Here is a 17,796-nt window from a genome sequence, read left to right on the forward strand (position 1 = left end):
GCCGCCATGATCCGGCGCTTCGGCGCACTGACCAGGTCCACGCCCTCACTGAGGGCCTACCACCGGGACATGACCGACCGACTGGTCACCGCCCCACTCTCCTGACCGGAGGGTCACTGGTCGCGGTACATCTCCGCGACGAGGAACGCCAGGTCGAGGGACTGGCTGCGGTTCAGCCGCGGGTCGCAGGCCGTCTCGTAGCGCTGGTGCAGGTCGTCGACGAAGATCTCGTCGCCGCCGCCCACGCACTCGGTGACATCGTCACCGGTGAGCTCGACGTGGATGCCGCCCGGGTGGGTGCCGAGGCCCTTGTGGACCTCGAAGAAGCCCTTGACCTCGTCGAGCACGTCGTCGAAGCGGCGGGTCTTGTGGCCGGAGGCCGCCTCGAAGGTGTTGCCGTGCATCGGGTCGGTCACCCAGGCCACCACCGCGCCGGACGCGGTGACCTTCTCGACCAGCTCGGGCAGCTTGTCGCGGACCTTGTCGGCGCCCATGCGGACGATGAAGGTCAGCCGGCCGGGCTCACGGTCGGGGTCGAGGCGCTCGATGTACTGGAGCGCCTCCTCGGCCGTGGTCGTCGGGCCGAGCTTGATGCCGATCGGGTTGCGGATCCGGGAGGCGAACTCGATGTGCGCGTGGTCCAGCTGCCGGGTGCGCTCACCGATCCACACCATGTGCCCGGAGACGTCGTACAGGTGCCCGGTGCGGGAGTCGACCCTGGTCAGGGCCGCCTCGTAGTCCAGCAGCAGGGCCTCGTGCGAGGAGTAGAACTCGACGGTCTTGAACTCCTCCGGGTCGGTCCCGCAGGCCCGCATGAAGTTCAGCGCGCTGTCGATCTCGCGCGCCAGCTGCTCGTAGCGCTGGCCGGAGGGAGAGGACTTCACGAAGTCCTGGTTCCAGGCGTGCACCTGGCGCAGGTCGGCGTAACCGCCGGTGGTGAAGGCGCGCACCAGGTTCAGCGTGGAGGCCGAGGCGTGGTACATGCGCTTCAGCCGCTCGGGGTCCGGGATCCGGGCGGCCTCGTTGAAGTCGAAGCCGTTGACCGAGTCGCCGCGGTACGTCGGCAGGGTCACGCCGTCGCGGGTCTCGGTGCCCTTGGAGCGCGGCTTGGAGTACTGGCCGGCGATCCGGCCCACCTTCACCACGGGGACGGACGCGGCGTACGTCAGCACGGCGCCCATCTGGAGCAGGGTCTTCAGCTTGTTGCGGATGTGGTCGGCCGACACCGCGTCGAAGGCCTCGGCGCAGTCGCCGCCCTGGAGGAGGAACGCCTCTCCCTTGGCGACGGCCGCCATCCGGGCGCGCAGCTGGTCGCACTCGCCCGCGAAGACGAGCGGCGGATACGACTCCAGCTCCGCAACGACTGCGCGCAGAGCCTCGGTGTCGGGGTACTCGGGCTGCTGCGCCGCGGGCAGGTCTCGCCAGGTGTTGCCAGCGCTCGCGCTGGTCTTAGCGTTCACGGTCACGCCCTCAACATTACGGGGTCGTGTCGAGTCCTTTTCGCCCCGGCTCGACAGGTGAGACGCCCCCGCGCTCAGGTGGGCGTGGGGTAGGGTGCGGCTCATGTTCGCGCACTCGACCCGTAACTGGTGGTGGACCGTCCTCCCGGCGGCCCACTGACTGCGCGTACGCACGACGTCGCGAAGGCCGCCCGAGGGGCGGCCTTCGGCGTTTCCGGGGTCCGTTCCTCACCTACCTTGCAGAGGAACCATGGACCTGACACAGCTGTCCCACGACGACCGCCCCTTCGCCCTGCTGCGCCGCCGCACCCCCGGCCACGACGAGCAGACCGTGGAGCTGTTGCTCGGCCCGGTCGCCGCGTACGACCGGCTGGCCGACCTCCCCGACGAGGGCCTCGCGCTGGTCCCCTTCCGCCAGATCCGCGAGCGCGGCTTCGACGTCCGCGACGACGGCACCCCGCTCGCCGTCCTCACCCCCGAGGAGCGGTACGACATCCCGCTCGCCGAGGCGCTCGCCCAGCTCCCCGCGCACGAGGTGCGGGTCGAGGGCGGCGGCTTCGACGTCACCGACGAGGAGTACCGGGGGATCGTCGGGCGGGTGCTGAGGGACGAGATCGGGCGCGGTGAGGGCGCGAACTTCGTGATCCGGCGGACGTACGAGGGGGAGATCCCGGGGTTCTCACGCCGGGACGCCCTCGCGCTGTTCCGGCGGCTGCTGGAGGGCGAGCGGGGCGCGTACTGGACGTTCGTCGTGCACACCGGGGAGCGCACGCTGGTCGGGGCGAGCCCGGAGGTGCATGTGCGGATGTCCGGCGGGACGGTCGTGATGAACCCGATCAGCGGGACGTACCGCTATCCGGCCGAAGGGCCCACCCCGGAGCATCTGCTCGGCTTCCTCGCGGACGGCAAGGAGATCGAGGAGCTGTCGATGGTGGTCGACGAGGAGCTCAAGATGATGTGCACGGTCGGCGACATGGGCGGGGTGGTCGTGGGGCCCCGGCTGAAGGAGATGGCACACCTGGCGCACACCGAGTACGAGCTGCGCGGGAAGTCCTCGCTGGACGTGCGGGACGTGCTGAGGGAGACCATGTTCGCGGCGACGGTCACCGGGTCGCCGGTGCAGAACGCCTGCCGGGTCATCGAGCGGCACGAGGTCGGCGGCCGTGGTTATTACGCGGGGGCGCTGGCGCTGCTGGGCCGGGACTCCGGCGGGGCGCAGACCCTCGACTCCCCCATCCTCATCCGGACCGCCGACATCGACGCGGCCGGGCGGCTGCGGGTGCCGGTCGGCGCCACGCTCGTCCGCGGGTCGGACCCGGCGGGTGAGGTCGCCGAGACGCATGCCAAGGCGGCGGGGGTGCTGGCGGCGCTCGGTGTACGGCCGGGCCGGCCCGCGGAGGAGGGGACGCGTCCCCGGCTCGCGGACGATCCCCGGGTGCGGGCGGCGCTGGACGGGCGGCGCGCGTCGCTGGCGCCGTTCTGGCTGCGGATGCAGGAGCGGACGCCGGACCTCACCGGTCATGCGCTGGTCGTCGACGGGGAGGACACGTTCACGGCGATGCTCGCGCACGTGCTGCGCTCCGGCGGTCTGGAGGTGTCCGTCCGGCGCTACGACGAGCCCGGGCTGCGGGAGACGGTTCTCGCGCACGAGGGCCCGGTGGTGCTGGGCCCCGGTCCCGGTGACCCCGCCGATCTCGGCGACCCGAAGATGCGGTTCCTGCGGGAGCTGACCGCGCGGGTGCTGCGGGAGCACCGGCACGGGGTGCTCGGGGTCTGCCTCGGGCACGAGCTGATCGCGGCGGAGCTGGGGCTGGACATCGTCCGCAAGGAGGTGCCGTACCAGGGGGCGCAGACCGTGGTGGACCTGTTCGGGCGGGAGGAGACCGTCGGGTTCTACAACAGCTTCGTGGCGCGGTGCGACGACGGGACCGCGCAGGAGCTGGCCGGGCACGGCGTCGAGGTGAGCCGGGCCCCGAACGCGGAGGTGCACGCCCTGCGGGGGCCCGGGTTCGCGGGGGTGCAGTTCCACCCGGAGTCGGTGCTGACGGTGAACGGGGCGGTGATCGTGCGGGAGTTGATGAGCGCGTTGCGGCCGGTCGGCTAGCCGAAGAACACGCCCACCTCCGCGTACAGCGCCGGGTCGACGGTCTTCAGCCGGGCCGTCGCCTCCGCGAGCGGTACGCGGACGATGTCCGTGCCGCGCAGGGCGACCATCGTGCCGAAGTCGCCCTCGTGGACGGCGTCGACGGCGTGCAGGCCGAAGCGGGTGGCGAGCCAGCGGTCGAAGGCGCTGGGGGTGCCGCCGCGCTGGACGTGCCCGAGGACGGTGGTGCGGGCCTCCTTGCCGGTGCGCCGCTCGATCTCCTTGGCGAGCCACTCGCCGACACCGGACAGCCGGACGTGCCCGAAGGAGTCCAGCGAGCCGTCCTTGAGGACCAGGTCGCCGTCCCTGGGCAGGGCGCCCTCGGCGACGACCACGATCGGCGCGTACGAGGCCCGGAACCGGGAGGTCACCCAGGCGCACACCTGCTCGACGTCGAAGGGCTGCTCGGGGATGAGGATCACGTTGGCGCCGCCGGCCAGGCCCGAGTGGAGGGCGATCCAGCCCGCGTGACGGCCCATCACCTCGACCACCAGGACCCGCATATGGGACTCGGCGGTGGTGTGCAGCCGGTCGATGGCCTCGGTGGCGATGCCGACGGCGGTGTCGAAGCCGAAGGTGTAGTCGGTGGCGGAGAGGTCGTTGTCGATGGTCTTGGGGACGCCGACGCAGGGGACGCCGTACTCGCCGGAGAGTTTGGCGGCGACACCGAGGGTGTCCTCGCCGCCGATGGTGATCAGGGCCCCGATCCGCTGCCGGGCCAGGGTGTCCTTGATCCGGCGGATGCCGTCCTCCTCCTTCAGCGGGTTGGTGCGGGAGGAGCCGAGGACGGTGCCGCCGCGGGGGAGGATCCCGCGCACGGCCGGGATGTCGAGGCGGACCGACCGCCCTTCCAGGGGGCCGCGCCAGCCGTCCCGGAAGCCGATGAACTCGTGCCCGTACTCCTGGACGCCCTTGCGGACGACGGCCCGGATGACGGCGTTGAGCCCCGGGCAGTCACCGCCTCCGGTCAGTACTCCGACGCGCATGGAAGAAGTCCCTTCGCCGAGAGCCAGTGGCTGTCTGACGAAGAGTCAGTGTCCTGCGGGGCTCACTCGTCGTCGAGACCCCGCTCGATCGCGTAGCGGACCAGCTCCACCCGGTTGTGCAGCTGGAGCTTGCCGAGGGTGTTCTGGACGTGGTTCTGGACCGTGCGGTGGGAGATGACGAGGCGTTCGGCGATCTGCTTGTAGCTGAGCCCCTTGGCGACCAGCCGCAGCACCTCGGTCTCCCGGTCCGTCAGCCGCGGCGCGTCCGGCTCGTTCGGGCCGGACGCGGGGCCGGGGTCGGAGGCCAGCCGCCGGTACTCGCCGAGGACCAGTCCGGCGAGGCCGGGCGTGAACACCGGGTCGCCGACGGCGGTACGGCGCACCGCGTCCAGGAGTTCCTCGGTGGACGCCGACTTCAGGAGATAGCCGGTCGCACCGGACTTGACCGCCTCCAGGACATCGGCGTGCTCACCGCTCGCGGAGAGCACCAGGACGCGCAGCGCGGGGTTCGCGGCGACGACCTCCTTGCACACCTGGACGCCGGGCTTGGCCGGCAGGTTGAGGTCCAGGACGAGGACGTCCGGGACGGCCGCGCGGGCGCGGCGCACCGCCTGCTCGCCGTCGCCCGCGGTGGCGACCACCTCGAAGCCGGACTCGGCGAGGTCCCGGGCGACCGCGTCGCGCCACATCGGATGGTCGTCGACCACCATGACCTTGATGCTCATCGCCTGCTGTCCTTCCCCGCCACGGCCTTCGGCACGGTCAACTCCACTTCGGTGCCCTGTCCGGGCGTCGAGATCAGCTCGGCGCGCCCGCCGAGGTCGCGCAGCCGGCCGCGGATCGACTGGGCGACCCCGAGCCGCCCCTCGCCCTCGGCCTGGGCGAGCCGCCCCTCCGGGATGCCCGGCCCGTCGTCCCGGACGGTGACGATCACCTCGCCGGGTTCGTCCTCCACCAGGATCCAGGCGCGGGCCTCCTCGCCCGCGTGCCGGCGGACGTTGTCCAGGGCGGCGCCCACCGCGGCGGCCAGCTCCCGGGCGGCGGCCGGCTCCAGCAGCACCGGGGCGCCCGGCTCCGCGAGGGCGACCTTCGCGGCGGCGTACGGCGCGAGCAGCGTGCGCAGATCGACCGGGCCGTCGCTCCCCGCCGGCTTCTCGGGCACCTCCACCAGGCGTACGACGGCCCCCTCGGCCAGGTCCTCCGACACCCGGGAGACGGGGACGAGCCCGCCGGAGACCAGGGTGCGCAGCGCGACCTCCTGCTCCCCGGCGAGGCGGCCCAGCTCGGCCGCCTCGCCGCCGAGGACCGCGCCGCGCCGCTGCACCATGGCCAGTACCTGGAGCACACCGTCGTGGATGTCCCGGGCGAGCCGCTCCCGCTCCCGCGTCGTGGCCTCGATCTCCAGGGCGCGGGCGAGGGTGCGCTCGGAGGCGCGGGCGACCTCGACGACGTACCCGATGGCGATGGAGGCGACCCAGACGAGGATCACGTTGTGGACGGTGTCGCGGGCCGGGTGGCCGCGCTCGATCAGGTTGGCGACGGCCACGGGCGTGGAGGCGAACGCGGCCCAGCGCCAGCCGCCCTTGATGGCGAAGGCGAGCACCGAACCCGCCGTCCATATCGAGGGCAGGGTGGGGCCGCCGTCCTGGATGTGCTGGTCGCTGACCACGAACGGGGTGAGGACGATGCCGGTGAGCGCGACGGCGAGGTCGACGGCGAGGAAGCGTTTGGTGCAGGCCGCCGCGTTCTGCACCCGGGGCAGGGTCGCGAGCGTCCAGACGAACAGGACGGCGAAGTAGGCGATGGCGACGCCGGGACGGTCGTAGTCGTCGTAGGCGGTGGCGAACAGGCCGACCGCGTACAGCATCGTCAGGACCCGGTAGCCGGAGAGCGCGCGCCACAGCGGCAGCTCCACCGACATCCTCATGACTCTCTCGCGCCTGGCCATCCGTCCAGTCCCCCCGCCCCCGGAGCGTCCCCTGCTGCTCTTGTTCCGCTACTGCCGCTGTTCCTTCTTGGCCTGGTCCTTCTCGGCCTGCGCGAGCGCCGCCCGCGCGGCCTTCTCCGCTTCCCGGTCGGCCTTGGCCTCCTCCGCGATCTGCCGTTTGGCGGCGGTCGCGTAGATGTCGACGTACTCCTGGCCGGAGAGCTTCATGATCTCGTACATCACCTCGTCCGTCAGTGCCCGCAGCACGAAACGGTCGTGGTCCATGCCCTCGTAGCGGCTGAAGTCCAGCGGCTTGCCGATCCGGATGCCGGGGCGCATCACCTTGGGCATCACCTTGCCCGGCGGCTGGATCTTCTCCGTGTCGATCATGGCGACCGGGATGACGGGCGCGCCGGTGGCGAGCGCCACGCGCGCGAGGCCGCCCGGCTTGCCGCGGTAGAGGCGGCCGTCGGGCGAGCGGGTGCCCTCGGGGTAGATCCCGAACAGCTCACCGCTCTCCAGCACGTCTATGCCGCTCTTGATCGCCGCCTCCCCCGCGCCGCGCGCGCCGGAGCGGTCCACCGGGAGCTGGCCGACCCCCTTGAAGAAGGCGGCCGTGAGCCTGCCCTTGAGGCCGGGCGTGGTGAAGTACTCGGCCTTCGCGATGAACGTGACCTTGCGGTCCAGGACCGCGGGCAGGAAGAACGAGTCCGAGAAGGACAGGTGGTTGCTCGCCAGGATCGCGGGGCCCTCGGCGGGAATGTTCTCGAGGCCTTCCACCCAGGGCCTGAAGGTGACCTTCAGCGGTCCCCCGATAGCGACCTTCATCGCGCCGTACAACAACCCAGTGCCTCCTGTATGTGTCCTCAGACCTTAACCCGGGGCGGCGGCAAAGGCTCCGACGGCCCTGGTCGGTGTCAGTGGGGTCGCGTACCGTGAACCTCACGTCCCTCCCATGCTGAACAGACGAAGACAGGAGACCGAAGGTGCCGGTCCTTCCTGGAGCCGAGCCGTACCGCCACGAGGGCGGGGAGGTCGGGGTCCTCCTCTGCCACGGCTTCACGGGTTCCCCGCAGTCTTTGCGCCCCTGGGCCCGGTATCTGGCCGGCCGGGGTCTCACCGTGTCGGTGCCCCTGCTGCCGGGGCACGGCACCCGCTGGGAGGACATGGCCCTCACCGGCGGCCCCGACTGGTACGCGGAGGTGGACCGCGAGCTGCGCGCCCTGCGCGAGCGGTGCTCCCGGGTGTTCGTGGCCGGGCTGTCCATGGGCGGCGCGCTGGCGCTGCGGCTGGCCGCCAAGCACGGCGCGGGCGTCGAGGGCCTGGTCGTGGTCAACCCGGCGAACAAGGTGCACGGGCTGTCGGCGTACGCCCTCCCGGTGGCCCACCACTTCGTGCGGTCGGCGAAGGGGATCGCGAGCGACATCGCGAAGGAGGGGATCGTCGAGACCGGGTACGACCGGGTGCCGCTGCGCGCGGCGCACGCGCTGCGGAACCTGCTGCGGCAGATCGACGGGGAGCTTCCGCAGGTCACACAGCCGCTGCTGCTCCTGCGCAGCGTCCAGGACCATGTCGTCCCGGCGGCCGACTCGGCCCGGGTCCTGAGCCGGGTCTCGTCCACGGACGTGACCGAGATCCTCCTGGAACAGAGCTACCACGTGGCAACGTTGGACCACGATGCGGACCGGATCTTCGAGGAGAGCTACGCGTTCATCGCCCGGATCGCGCCCAGTGTCGGCAAGGAAGGGACGGCCGTAGGTGGCTGAGCACGACTCCGACCGCGAGGACCGGGAGGACCGGGACGGGCGGGAGGGCCTGGACGGCCAGGACGCCCGTCGGGGCCGGGAGCCGGAGGAGCAGAACGTGCCCTTCGACGAGGATGCCGCGTGGGCGGCGATCGTCGCGGGGTACGGGGACGAACCGCCGGACCCGCCGGGGGCCAAGCCGTTCAAGTCGATCGAGGACCTGGCCCTGCTGGAGACCCGGACGAACGAGGACGAACCCCGTGACTCCGGGGAGGAACAGGAGCCGAAACCGGCCAAGCCGCTCGGCAGCTCCGTCTCGTTCGCGCCCGGTGTGGGCCCGCGCGACCACAGCGCGCCGGAGCCGGCCGAGGAGGACTTCGACGACGAGGACGAGGGGCACTTCGTGCCGCCGGAGCCGCCGCCGCTGCCGGCCGCCGACACCACGGCCAAGTTCGCGTGGCTCGGGGTGGTCGGCGGGCCGCTGCTGCTGTTGCTGGCGGTGCTGCTCGGCTGGGACATGACGTGGTGGCTGACGACGGTCTGTGTCGGCGGCTTCCTCGGCGGCTTCGCCACGCTGGTGGTGCGGATGCGGTCGGACGACGAGGACGACGGGGATCCCGGCCGGGGGGCGGTCGTCTAGCCGACGGCGGGGATACGGAGGGCGGCCAGTACGGGCAGGTGGTCCGTGGCCGCCCTCAGGTCGTTCCCGGTGACGCCGGGGAGGCCGACGGGGACTCCGCAGCCCAGGACTTCGACGCCCTTGGTCGCGAAGACGCCGTCGATACGGCGGTCGGGGGCGGCGGAGGGGAAGGTGTGCTCGGCGCCCCAGGGGGCGGTGGTGCGGCAGTCGCTCAGCGCCTCGGAAAGGCGGGCGAAGGCGGGGCCGTCGGGGCGCTCGTTGAAGTCGCCGCCCGCGATCGCGTGCTCCACGCCCAGGCCTGCGAGGCGGTCGAGGAGCAGGCCTGCCTGCTCGTGGCGCTCGTCCCGGTGGAGGCTGAGGTGGCAGCTGATCACGCCGAGGCGGGCGCCTGCGAAGCGGACGACGGCGGTGGCGAGGCCTCGGCGGTGGTGGCCGGGGGTGAGGGGGAGCAGGACGTCCTCCGTGCGTTCCACGGTGGCGCGGAGGGAGCAGAGGACGGCCGGGCCGGCGGCCGTGCCGCCGCCGGTGAGGATCACCAGGTCGGTGGCCGCGGCCAGGCGGGCGAGTTTCTTGCGCCAGCGGAAGAAGAGGGGGGCTTCCTGGAGGAGGACCAGGTCGGGGGCACAGGCCGTGATGACGCGGGCGAGGGCGTCGGTGTCGTCGCGGAGAGAGCGGATGTTGTAGGAGAGAACCCGGATGACGGCTGAACCGTCCGGTTCGGTAACCGAGTTGGGAAGCACCAGGGTGGTCGCCATACCGGTCAACATACGACGATGCCCGCCGCCCCGACACCGGACACGGCGGGCACTGCCCCACTGCACCGCTACATGATCGGGTCGGGTTCTCTCGCCAGGTCCGCCGCGCCGACCAGGCCCGCCTTGTTGCCCAGCTGGGCGGCGATCACATCGGCGACCGGACGCCAGTTGCCGCCCACCAGCCAGCGCTTGTACGACTTGCGGATCGGGTCGAGGACCAGTTCGCCCTCGTCGGAGAGGCCGCCGCCGACGATGAAGGCGGAGGGGTCGAAGAGGGAGGCGAGGTCGGCGAGGCCGGCGCCGGCCCAGCGGGCCAGTTCGCGGTAGGAGTCGACGGCGACCGGGTCGCCCTGACGGGCGGCCACGGAGATGTGCTTGCCCTCGATGCCCTCGGGGGAGCCGTCGCCGAGGGCGAGCAGGATCTCGGCGTTCTCCGGGGTGGCGTTGGCGCGCTGCTTGGCGTACCGCACGAGGGCGCGGCCGGAGGCGTACTGCTCCCAGCAGCCCTGCGAACCGCAGCCGCACAGCAGGCCGTCCGGGACCATCCGGATGTGGCCGAACTCGGCGGCGACGCCGAAGTGGCCGCGGCGCAGCTTGTTGCCGATGATGATGCCGCCGCCGAGGCCGGTGCCGAGCGTGATGCAGATGACGTTGCGGTGGCCCTTGCCCGCGCCGAACTTGTACTCGCCCCAGGCGGCCGCGTTGGCGTCGTTCTCGACGACGACCGGGAGGCCCACGCGGGCCTCGACGTCGTCCTTGAGCGGTTCCTGGCGCCAGTCGATGTTGGGCGCGAAGTAGACGGTGGAACGCTGCCGGTTGACGTAACCGGCGGCTCCGATGCCCACACCGACGATCTCGTGGCCCGCGCGGGCGCCCTCCACGGCCGAGGCGATGGCGTCCACGATGGCCTCGGGCGTGGTGGGGGTCGGCACCTTGAAGGTCGAGAGGATGTTGCCTTCCTCGTCGACCACGCCGGCCGCGATCTTCGTGCCGCCGATGTCGACGCCGATGGTGAGTCCCATGAATCCCTCAGTTTCGGTCGAGCCCCGCTACGGCCAACGGTACCCGAGCCGGTGTTCCCGGATTCCCGTCGTCCGCCGGGCGGACAGGCGCCCCGGGGCCTCCTGGAGGGTCCGCGCGGTCAGTCGAGGTCGATGCGCTGTCCCGGGCCGGTGCCCTCGCCGTCGTCGCGGGGGTCGTCGCGCGGGTCGTCCTTCAGGTCGCGGTCGGGGCTCGTCCAGCGCTGTTCCTGGTGCTGGACGGCGGAGCGGTAGGCCGCGAGGAGTTCGCCGCCGGCCGCCGCGAGGTGGTCGAAGACATCGGGGTTGCGCTCGATGACGGGTTCGACGGCGGCCTTGGCCTGCTGGACGACCTGGCGGACCACCTGCTGGGCGGCGCCGCCCGCCACCGCGCCGAACAGCGGGGACTGGATGCCGGAGAGCTTGTCGGCGACGGTCTCGACGAGCTTGCGCAGTTCCTCGGCGGCCGAGCCCTCCGGCCGGCCCTGTCCGGCCCGGCGGCGGGCCTTCTCACGGGCCAGGTCCTCGGCGCAGGCGGTGGCCCAGGCGTCCGCGTCGGTCGCGCGGGGCTCCTCGGCGGCCTCGTCCCGGGCGGCGTCGGGCGTGGGGCGCTCTTCGCTCATGACGGACTCCTGATGGCTTCTGCGGTCCTGCTTCTGCTGTCCTGCTGCTGCGGTCCGGCTGCAGCGGTCCTGCTGCTGTCCCGACGGGACGACGCCGATGACGGTCGTCCCTCTCGACGTTACCCGAACGGGGGTACGCCGTTCACCGTCCCTGCGGCCACAGGCCGGGATCCGGGGCGAACCGGATGCGCAGCTCACCGTCGCGCAGGGCGGCGCCGTCCACGGTGCAGCGGCGCAGGGCCGAGGGCAGCGGGACGATCCGGCGGAAGGGCCCGGCGGCGAGGACGAGTTCGTCGCCGCGCCGGACGAGGTCCAGCTCGTCGCGCAGGGCGCCGGGCAGCGGGATGTGCCAGACGAGGACGCCGTCCTCGGTGAGGCGGTCGGCGACGGCCCACTCGACCGGGGAGACGGCCGTGTTGACGGGGGGCACGGCGAGCGCCGTGAGGTCGTCGGCGCCGCGCGGGTCGTGGCCCAGGTGGGCGACGGTCCGCGCCGCGCCCTCCCACTCCCCGAGGGCCTTGCGCTGCTGGCCGACCAGCCGGCCGAGCCAGCCGTCGTCGGCCGCGGCCTCCGGCAGGACCCGGTTGGCGACGAGCGACTCGACGGGCAGGGCGCGCAGGGCGAGGCCGAGGCGGGCGTCCCGGACGGCGTCGGCCCCGGCCGGGCCGGGTTCGGCGACGAGCCGTACGGCGGTGCGGCGGTCGGCGAGGACCGCCTCCACGGCCGCCAGCTCCGTGTCCCAGCGGCCGGTGGTCTCGTACAGCCACTCTGCGGGCATCGGCACCCCGGCGAGCCGTCCGAGGACGGGCCGCAGCGCCCGGGCGGCCTGGCGCTCCGGCGGCAGCAGCCGGCGCAGATAGCGGCGCAGTTCCTCGGGGAGCGCGAGCAGCGCGAGGGCCTGGGCGGTGGGCGGCAGGTCGACGACGAGCAGGTCGTGCGCCTCGGCGAGGGCGGCGTCCCGCAGGGCCCGCAGCAGGGTCAGCTCCTCGGCCCCGGGGAGGGGGGTGACCTCCTCGGTGTCGAGGCGGGCGGCCCCGAGCAGATCGAGCACGGTGGAGGCGCGGTCCTGGAAGGCGGCGAGGTCGTCGCGGAACCCGGTGGTGGCGTCGGGCCGCCAGGCGGTGAGGTGCGACAGGACCCGGACCGGCTCGCCCCCGGTCGCGACACCGAGGGCGGCGCCGAGGCTGTCGCCCCGGTCGGCGCTGAGGACGAGGGTCCGCACGCCCGCGCGGGCGGCGTCGAGCGCGGTGGCCGCCGCGACGGTCGTACGCCCGCTGCCGCCGGGCCCGATGATCAAGATGGTGCGCATGAGGAGGAACGCTAGAGGAACGCCGACCGGGACGCTTCCCCAGCCTACTTGCCGGACTCGACCCGCTTCTTCAGACCGGCCAGCGCCCGGTCGATGATGACCTTCTCGGCCTTGCGCTTGATCATCCCCAGCATCGGGATCTTGACGTCGACGGTCAGCTGGTAGGTGACCTCGGTGGCGCCCGCGCCGGCCGGCTTGAGGAGGTACGACCCGTCGAGCTGCCGGAGCATCTGGGACTTCACCAGCGTCCAGGACACCTCGTGCTCCCCGGTCCAGGTGTAGCCCAGCACCTGGTCGTCCTTGATCGCGCCGGCGTCCATGACGAGCCGCACCTGCTCGGCGCGCCCCTGGCCGTCCTCCTTGAGGACCTCCGCCTGCTTCACCTCGCCGGTCCAGTCCGGGTAGCGGGCGAAGTCCGCGATCACGGCCATGACGTCGGCCGGTGCCGCCTCGATCGTGATGCTCGAACTGGTGTGTTCCGCCATCGCCGTGACTCCTCCGGATACGGGCCCGTAAAGGTACGTGTGTGCAGCGTGAAGGCTACCGCGCGCCCGACCTGCCGCCTTCACCCCACCTCGTGATCGGGTCACGGTCCCCCGTCACCACTCCAGCGCCCAGGGCTTCCCGCTCCCCGCGAAGTGTCCGACGTTGACGCATTCGGTGGCGCCGATCCGCATCCGGCGGGCCAGCGGCTGGTGGACGTGTCCGAAGAGGGAGTACCGGGGACGGGTGCGGTGGATCGCGTCCAGCAGGGCGCGGCTGCCGCGTTCGAAGCGGCGCGCGACGGTGTCGTAGACGAGTTCGGGCACCTCGGGCGGGATGTGGGTGCAGAGCACGTCGACCTCGCCGACGGCCTCGATCTTGGCGGCGTACTCCTCGTCGCTGATCTCGTACGGGGTGCGCATGGCCGTGCGCAGGCCGCCGCCGACGAAGCCGAAGACCCGGCCGCCGATCTCCACCCGTTCGCCGTCCAGGACGGTGATGCCGGGGCCGGCGAACTCGGGCCAGAGCTGGGGCATGTCGACGTTGCCGTAGGTGGCGTACGTCGGGGTCGGGAAGGCGGTGAACATCTCGGCGTACTGCCTGCGCACGGCCTTCTCGATGACGGCGGCGCGGTCGCCGTCGACGCCGCCCCACAGCCGGCGGCCGAGTTCGCGGGCCTCCTCGAAACGGCGGGCGGTGCGCAGCTCGACGAGCCGGTCGGCGTTCTCGACGCCGAAGAGGTCGGGGAAGATCCCGCGGGAGTGGTCGGCGTAGTCGAGGAAGAGGACGAGGTCGCCCAGACAGATCAGCGCGTCCGCGCCCTCTCCGGCCCGGGCCAGGTCACGGGCGTTGCCGTGCACGTCACTGACCACGTGGATGCGTGTCCTGCGGTTACCGGCGGGTGTGGAGGCCATGACGATCAAGAGTAGGCGTGTGCGGCATAAGTGAACAGTGCCGACGGAAATAGCGGTTACTGGCCAGTCAGTAAAGGGGTGGACTACTGTGCGCGAGGAAACACCAATCTGTGTGACGCAGCGAACATCTCGTCGGACCCCCCTGTCGAAGACGCCATACCGGCGGGTAACGTCCGGGCAGTCCAGTCGTGCTCAGGATTTCAACCATCGATGTCCGAGCACTGCCCGAGCCGTGGACCGCACCGTCGCATCACACAACGTCGTGGCGCCGGCGCCCTATGAGGAGCAGCAGTCTTGCGCGAGTTCAGCCTTCCGGCTTTGTACGAGGTCCCCGCGGACGGCAATCTGACCGACATCGTCCGCAGAAACGCCGCGCAGCACCCCGGGGTGGCCGTCATCGCCCGCAAGGTGGGCGGCGCCTGGCAGGACGTGACCGCGACGGCCTTCCTGGCCGAGGTGAACGCCGCCGCCAAGGGCCTGATCGCCTCCGGTGTGCAGCCGGGCGACCGGGTCGCCCTGATGTCGCGCACCCGCTACGAGTGGACGCTGCTGGACTTCGCGATCTGGTGCGCGGGCGGGGTCACCGTGCCGGTGTACGAGACCAGCTCGCCGGAGCAGGTGCAGTGGATCCTCTCCGACTCGGGCGCCACCGCGATGATCGTCGAGCTGGACGCGCACACGGCCGCCGTGGAGTCGGTGCGCGACACCCTGCCGGCGCTGAAGCACCTCTGGCAGATCGAGGGCGGGGGTGTGGAGGAGCTCGGGCGGCTCGGCCAGGGCGTCTCCGACGCCACCGTCGAGGAGCGCGGCTCGCTCGCCAAGGCGGACGACCCGGCGACCATCGTCTACACCTCGGGCACGACCGGCCGGCCCAAGGGCTGTGTGCTCACCCACCGCAGCTTCTTCGCCGAGTGCGGGAACGTGGTGGAGCGGCTGCGGCCGCTGTTCCGCACGGGCGAGTGCAGTGTGCTGCTCTTCCTGCCGCTCGCGCACGTGTTCGGCCGGCTGGTGCAGATCGCCCCGATGATGGCGCCGATCAAGCTGGGCACGGTCCCGGACATCAAGAACCTCACCGACGAGCTGGCCGCCTTCCGGCCGACGCTGATCCTCGGGGTCCCGCGCGTCTTCGAGAAGGTCTACAACTCGGCCCGGGCCAAGGCGCAGGCGGACGGCAAGGGCGCGATCTTCGACAAGGCGGCGGACACCGCGATCGCCTACAGCCGGGCGCTGGACCTGCCCTCGGGGCCGTCCCTCGGGCTGAAGATCAAGCACAAGGTGTTCGACCGGCTGGTCTACAGCAAGCTGCGGGCGGTGCTGGGCGGCAAGGGCGAGTACGCGATCTCGGGCGGCGCGCCGCTCGGCGAGCGGCTCGGTCACTTCTTCCGCGGCATCGGCTTCACGGTCCTGGAGGGCTACGGTCTGACGGAGTCCTGCGCGGCGACCGCGTTCAACCCCTGGGACCGGCAGAAGATCGGCACGGTCGGACAGCCGCTGCCGGGCTCGGTGGTGCGGATCGCCGACGACGGCGAGGTGCTGCTGCACGGCGAGCATCTGTTCAAGGAGTACTGGAACAACCCCGCGGCGACCGCCGAGGCGCTGGCGGACGGCTGGTTCCACACCGGTGACGTGGGCACCCTCGACGAGGACGGCTACCTCAGGATCACCGGCCGCAAGAAGGAGATCATCGTCACCGCGGGCGGCAAGAACGTGGCCCCGGCCGTGATCGAGGACCGGATCCGGGCGCACGCGCTGGTCGCGGAGTGCATGGTGGTGGGCGACGGGCGGCCGTTCGTGGGCGCGCTGGTCACCCTCGACGAGGAGTTCCTGGGCCGCTGGGCCGCCGAGCACGGCAAGCCGGCCGGGTCGACCGCGGCGTCGCTGCGCGGGGACGCCGATCTGCAGGCTGCCATCCAGTCGGCGATCGACGACGGCAACGCCGCGGTCTCGAAGGCGGAATCGGTGCGGAAGTTCCGCATTCTCTCCTCCCAGTTCACGGAGGACTCGGGCCATCTCACGCCGTCGCTGAAGCTCAAGCGCAACGTCGTGGCGAAGGACTACGCGGCGGAGATCGAGGCGATCTACGCCAAGTAGTCACACGAGCAGCACGATCATGGCGCGGTGTCCTCGGCGAGGACCCGCGCCATCGTGCGTTCGGCGAGCGCGGTGATGGTGACGAACGGGTTGACGCCGATGTTGCCCGGCACCAGCGAGCCGTCGGTGACGTAGAGCTTGGAATACCCCTTCACGCGCCCGTAGTTGTCGGTGGACCTGCCCAGCACACAGCCGCCGAGCGGGTGGTAGGTGAAGTCGTCGGCGAAGATCTTGCTGGACGAGCCGAAGAGGTCGTACCGGTAGATCGTCGCGTTGGCGGAGTTGATCCGGTCGAAGAGCTTCTTCGCCATGCTCACGGAGACCGCGCTCTGGGCGGCGCTCCAGTTCAGCTTGAGCGCGCCGTTGGTCCAGGAGAAGGCCGCCCGTTCGGGGTTCTTGGTGATCGCGAGATAGAGGCTGACCCAGTGCTCCAGACCGGTCGGCAGCGGGGCGATCTCGGCGAAGACGGGGTTGTCGGCGTTGGCCCAGTCGTCGATGCCCATGACCGGCATGGTCGACTGGTTGGCGCCGACGGTGTCCCACAGGTGGTTGGCCCGGCCGAGCATCACGTTGCCGTTGGTGCCCCAGCCGGTGCCGACGCTGGCGTCCAGCGCCGGGAGCGCGCCGGTCTGCCGTGCCCGGACGAGGAGTTCGCTGGTGCCGAGGCTGCCCGCGCCGAGGAACAGATAGGTGCAGCCGTACTGCTTGGTCTCGACGACGGCGCCGGTGTCGTCGATGCGCTGGACGGTCAGCAGCCAGGTGCCGTCGCTCGCCCGGCTGATCGCGGTGACCTTCTCCATGGTGTGGATGGTGACGTTGCCGGTGCCGAGCGCGGAGGCCAGATAGGTCTTGTCGAGGCTCTTCTTGCCGTAGTTGTTGCCGTAGATGACCTCCTGTCCGAGGGCGGACTTCGTGGCGGTGCCGGCGGCCTCGCGCTGCATGTAGCCGAAGTCGTAGACGCTGGGCACGAAGGTGGTCTTCAGACCGGTGTTGGCGGCGGCCTTCCGGGAGGTGCGGCTGAACTGGTACCACTCGGTCGACTCGAACCAGGCGGGGTCGATCGTGTTGACGCCGAGCATGGCGCGGGCGCGCGGGTAGTAGGTGCTGTACATCTCGGTGACGTCGACGGTCGGGAACTGCTCGGCGAAGTAGGACTGGAGCGGGGTGACCGCCATCGAGCCGTTGACCAGGGAGCCGCCGCCGACCCCGCGGCCCACGAAGACGGACATGTTGTCGAAGTGCACCCGGTCCAGGACGCCCGGGTAGGCGCTGATGTCCTTGTTGACGACGTCCAGCCAGAGGAAGGTGGCCAGCGGCGCCTCGGTGCGGGTCTTGAACCACATGGAGCGCTGGTCGGGGCTGGCCGTGTTGCAGAAGATCTTGCCGTCGGCGCCGGCGGTGTTCCAGAGCCGGCCCATCTCGAGGACGAGTGTGCGGATGCCGGCCTGGCCGAGGCGCAGGGCGGCGACGGCGGCTCCGTATCCGGAGCCGACGACGATCGCGGGCGCGGACTCGACCGCGGCGGGCTCGTCCGCACGGGCCGACTGCAGGCCGATGCGGGTGAAACCGAGGGTGGCCGCCGTCTGGAGGGCGGCCATACCAAGGATTTGACGTCTCGTCAGCTGACGCTGCATCAGTTTGGCTGTCATGTGCGCAGCATCAGCGGATTTCCGCCGTCCGGCTAGACCAAAAGGGGAAAAG

The 17,796-nt window shown here is 71.7% G+C and carries 17 protein-coding genes; 5 read left to right on the plus strand and 12 right to left on the minus strand.

Translation table 11 applies throughout. From position 1 onward, the window contains the following. Nucleotides 1–113: 113 nt before the first annotated feature. Entirely contained in the window at nucleotides 114–1,466 is a 1,353-nt protein-coding gene (locus tag ABZ490_RS37005; protein WP_359000569.1) for a class II 3-deoxy-7-phosphoheptulonate synthase, read from the minus strand. A gap of 97 nt (nucleotides 1,467–1,563) precedes the next feature. Between ABZ490_RS37005 and ABZ490_RS37010 the strand changes: the two genes are divergently transcribed. Together ABZ490_RS37010 and ABZ490_RS37015 are read left to right on the plus strand one after the other, a co-directional pair. Further along, complete coding sequence (locus ABZ490_RS37010) at nucleotides 1,564–1,620, plus strand: trp operon leader peptide (RefSeq protein ID WP_359000798.1); 57 nt, start codon at nucleotides 1,564–1,566, stop codon at nucleotides 1,618–1,620. A 90-nt stretch (nucleotides 1,621–1,710) separates the two neighbouring features. Further along, nucleotides 1,711–3,564, plus strand: a complete 1,854-nt coding sequence (locus ABZ490_RS37015; protein ID WP_359000572.1) for an anthranilate synthase family protein — start codon at nucleotides 1,711–1,713, stop codon at nucleotides 3,562–3,564. On the opposite strand, the gene ABZ490_RS37020 is transcribed toward ABZ490_RS37015, so the two are convergent. The 4 genes from ABZ490_RS37020 to ABZ490_RS37035 all read right to left on the minus strand — a co-directional run bounded on the left by ABZ490_RS37020 (nucleotide 3,561) and on the right by ABZ490_RS37035 (nucleotide 7,344). Then, the gene (locus tag ABZ490_RS37020) at nucleotides 3,561–4,589 is read right to left on the minus strand and encodes a 6-phosphofructokinase (RefSeq protein ID WP_359000575.1); all 1,029 of its coding nucleotides are present in this window, start codon (nucleotides 4,587–4,589) and stop codon (nucleotides 3,561–3,563) included. The genes ABZ490_RS37015 and ABZ490_RS37020 overlap by 4 nt on opposite strands. A 62-nt stretch (nucleotides 4,590–4,651) precedes the next feature. Beyond that, nucleotides 4,652–5,314, minus strand: coding sequence for a response regulator transcription factor (locus ABZ490_RS37025; RefSeq protein ID WP_359000578.1), 663 nt, complete (start codon nucleotides 5,312–5,314; stop codon nucleotides 4,652–4,654). Beyond that, nucleotides 5,311–6,537, minus strand: coding sequence for a DUF5931 domain-containing protein (locus ABZ490_RS37030; protein WP_359000580.1), 1,227 nt, complete (start codon nucleotides 6,535–6,537; stop codon nucleotides 5,311–5,313). Before ABZ490_RS37030 ends, ABZ490_RS37025 begins: the two co-directional genes overlap by 4 nt. 48 nt (nucleotides 6,538–6,585) lie before the next feature. Then, complete coding sequence (locus ABZ490_RS37035; RefSeq protein WP_359000583.1) at nucleotides 6,586–7,344, minus strand: lysophospholipid acyltransferase family protein; 759 nt, start codon at nucleotides 7,342–7,344, stop codon at nucleotides 6,586–6,588. Between the two features lie 158 nt (nucleotides 7,345–7,502). On the opposite strand from ABZ490_RS37035, the gene ABZ490_RS37040 reads away from it, so the two are divergent. Then, nucleotides 7,503–8,282 carry an alpha/beta fold hydrolase gene (locus ABZ490_RS37040; protein ID WP_359000586.1) on the plus strand — a complete coding sequence of 260 codons (780 nt, stop codon included), beginning with the start codon at nucleotides 7,503–7,505 and terminating at the stop codon, nucleotides 8,280–8,282. Next, nucleotides 8,275–8,901 carry a hypothetical protein gene (locus tag ABZ490_RS37045; RefSeq protein ID WP_359000589.1) on the plus strand — a complete coding sequence of 209 codons (627 nt, stop codon included), beginning with the start codon at nucleotides 8,275–8,277 and terminating at the stop codon, nucleotides 8,899–8,901. The genes ABZ490_RS37040 and ABZ490_RS37045 overlap by 8 nt, the downstream gene beginning before the upstream one ends. On the opposite strand, the gene ABZ490_RS37050 is transcribed toward ABZ490_RS37045, so the two are convergent. From ABZ490_RS37050 to ABZ490_RS37075, 6 genes are all read right to left on the minus strand, one after another. Next, nucleotides 8,898–9,656, minus strand: a complete 759-nt coding sequence (locus tag ABZ490_RS37050) for an endonuclease/exonuclease/phosphatase family protein (protein WP_359000592.1) — start codon at nucleotides 9,654–9,656, stop codon at nucleotides 8,898–8,900. The two genes, ABZ490_RS37045 and ABZ490_RS37050, sit on opposite strands and share 4 nt — an antisense overlap. A gap of 68 nt (nucleotides 9,657–9,724) precedes the next feature. Continuing rightward, entirely contained in the window at nucleotides 9,725–10,678 is a 954-nt protein-coding gene (locus ABZ490_RS37055) for an ROK family glucokinase (RefSeq protein ID WP_359000595.1), read from the minus strand. A 119-nt stretch (nucleotides 10,679–10,797) separates the two neighbouring features. Then, nucleotides 10,798–11,298 (minus strand): DUF5304 family protein, encoded by a 501-nt coding sequence (locus ABZ490_RS37060; protein ID WP_359000598.1) that lies wholly within the window; start codon nucleotides 11,296–11,298, stop codon nucleotides 10,798–10,800. Nucleotides 11,299–11,440: 142 nt separating this feature from the next. Beyond that, the gene (locus ABZ490_RS37065; RefSeq protein ID WP_359000601.1) at nucleotides 11,441–12,607 is read right to left on the minus strand and encodes an ArsA-related P-loop ATPase; all 1,167 of its coding nucleotides are present in this window, start codon (nucleotides 12,605–12,607) and stop codon (nucleotides 11,441–11,443) included. 44 nt (nucleotides 12,608–12,651) lie between these two features. Next, on the minus strand, nucleotides 12,652–13,092 hold the full coding sequence (locus ABZ490_RS37070) for an SRPBCC family protein (protein WP_055631456.1): 441 nt from the start codon (nucleotides 13,090–13,092) through the stop codon (nucleotides 12,652–12,654). Nucleotides 13,093–13,206: 114 nt separating this feature from the next. Next, nucleotides 13,207–13,962, minus strand: coding sequence for a metallophosphoesterase (locus ABZ490_RS37075; protein WP_359000801.1), 756 nt, complete (start codon nucleotides 13,960–13,962; stop codon nucleotides 13,207–13,209). A gap of 336 nt (nucleotides 13,963–14,298) precedes the next feature. Here ABZ490_RS37075 and ABZ490_RS37080 point away from each other — a divergent pair, with 336 nt between their 5' ends. Next, the gene (locus ABZ490_RS37080; RefSeq protein ID WP_359000604.1) at nucleotides 14,299–16,095 is read left to right on the plus strand and encodes an AMP-dependent synthetase/ligase; all 1,797 of its coding nucleotides are present in this window, start codon (nucleotides 14,299–14,301) and stop codon (nucleotides 16,093–16,095) included. A 17-nt stretch (nucleotides 16,096–16,112) separates the two neighbouring features. On the opposite strand, the gene ABZ490_RS37085 is transcribed toward ABZ490_RS37080, so the two are convergent. Next, nucleotides 16,113–17,693, minus strand: a complete 1,581-nt coding sequence (locus ABZ490_RS37085; protein WP_359000607.1) for a GMC oxidoreductase — start codon at nucleotides 17,691–17,693, stop codon at nucleotides 16,113–16,115. Nucleotides 17,694–17,796 lie beyond the last annotated feature (103 nt).

The organism is Streptomyces sp. NPDC005811 (assembly GCF_040630405.1).
GTDB lineage: Bacteria > Actinomycetota > Actinomycetes > Streptomycetales > Streptomycetaceae > Streptomyces.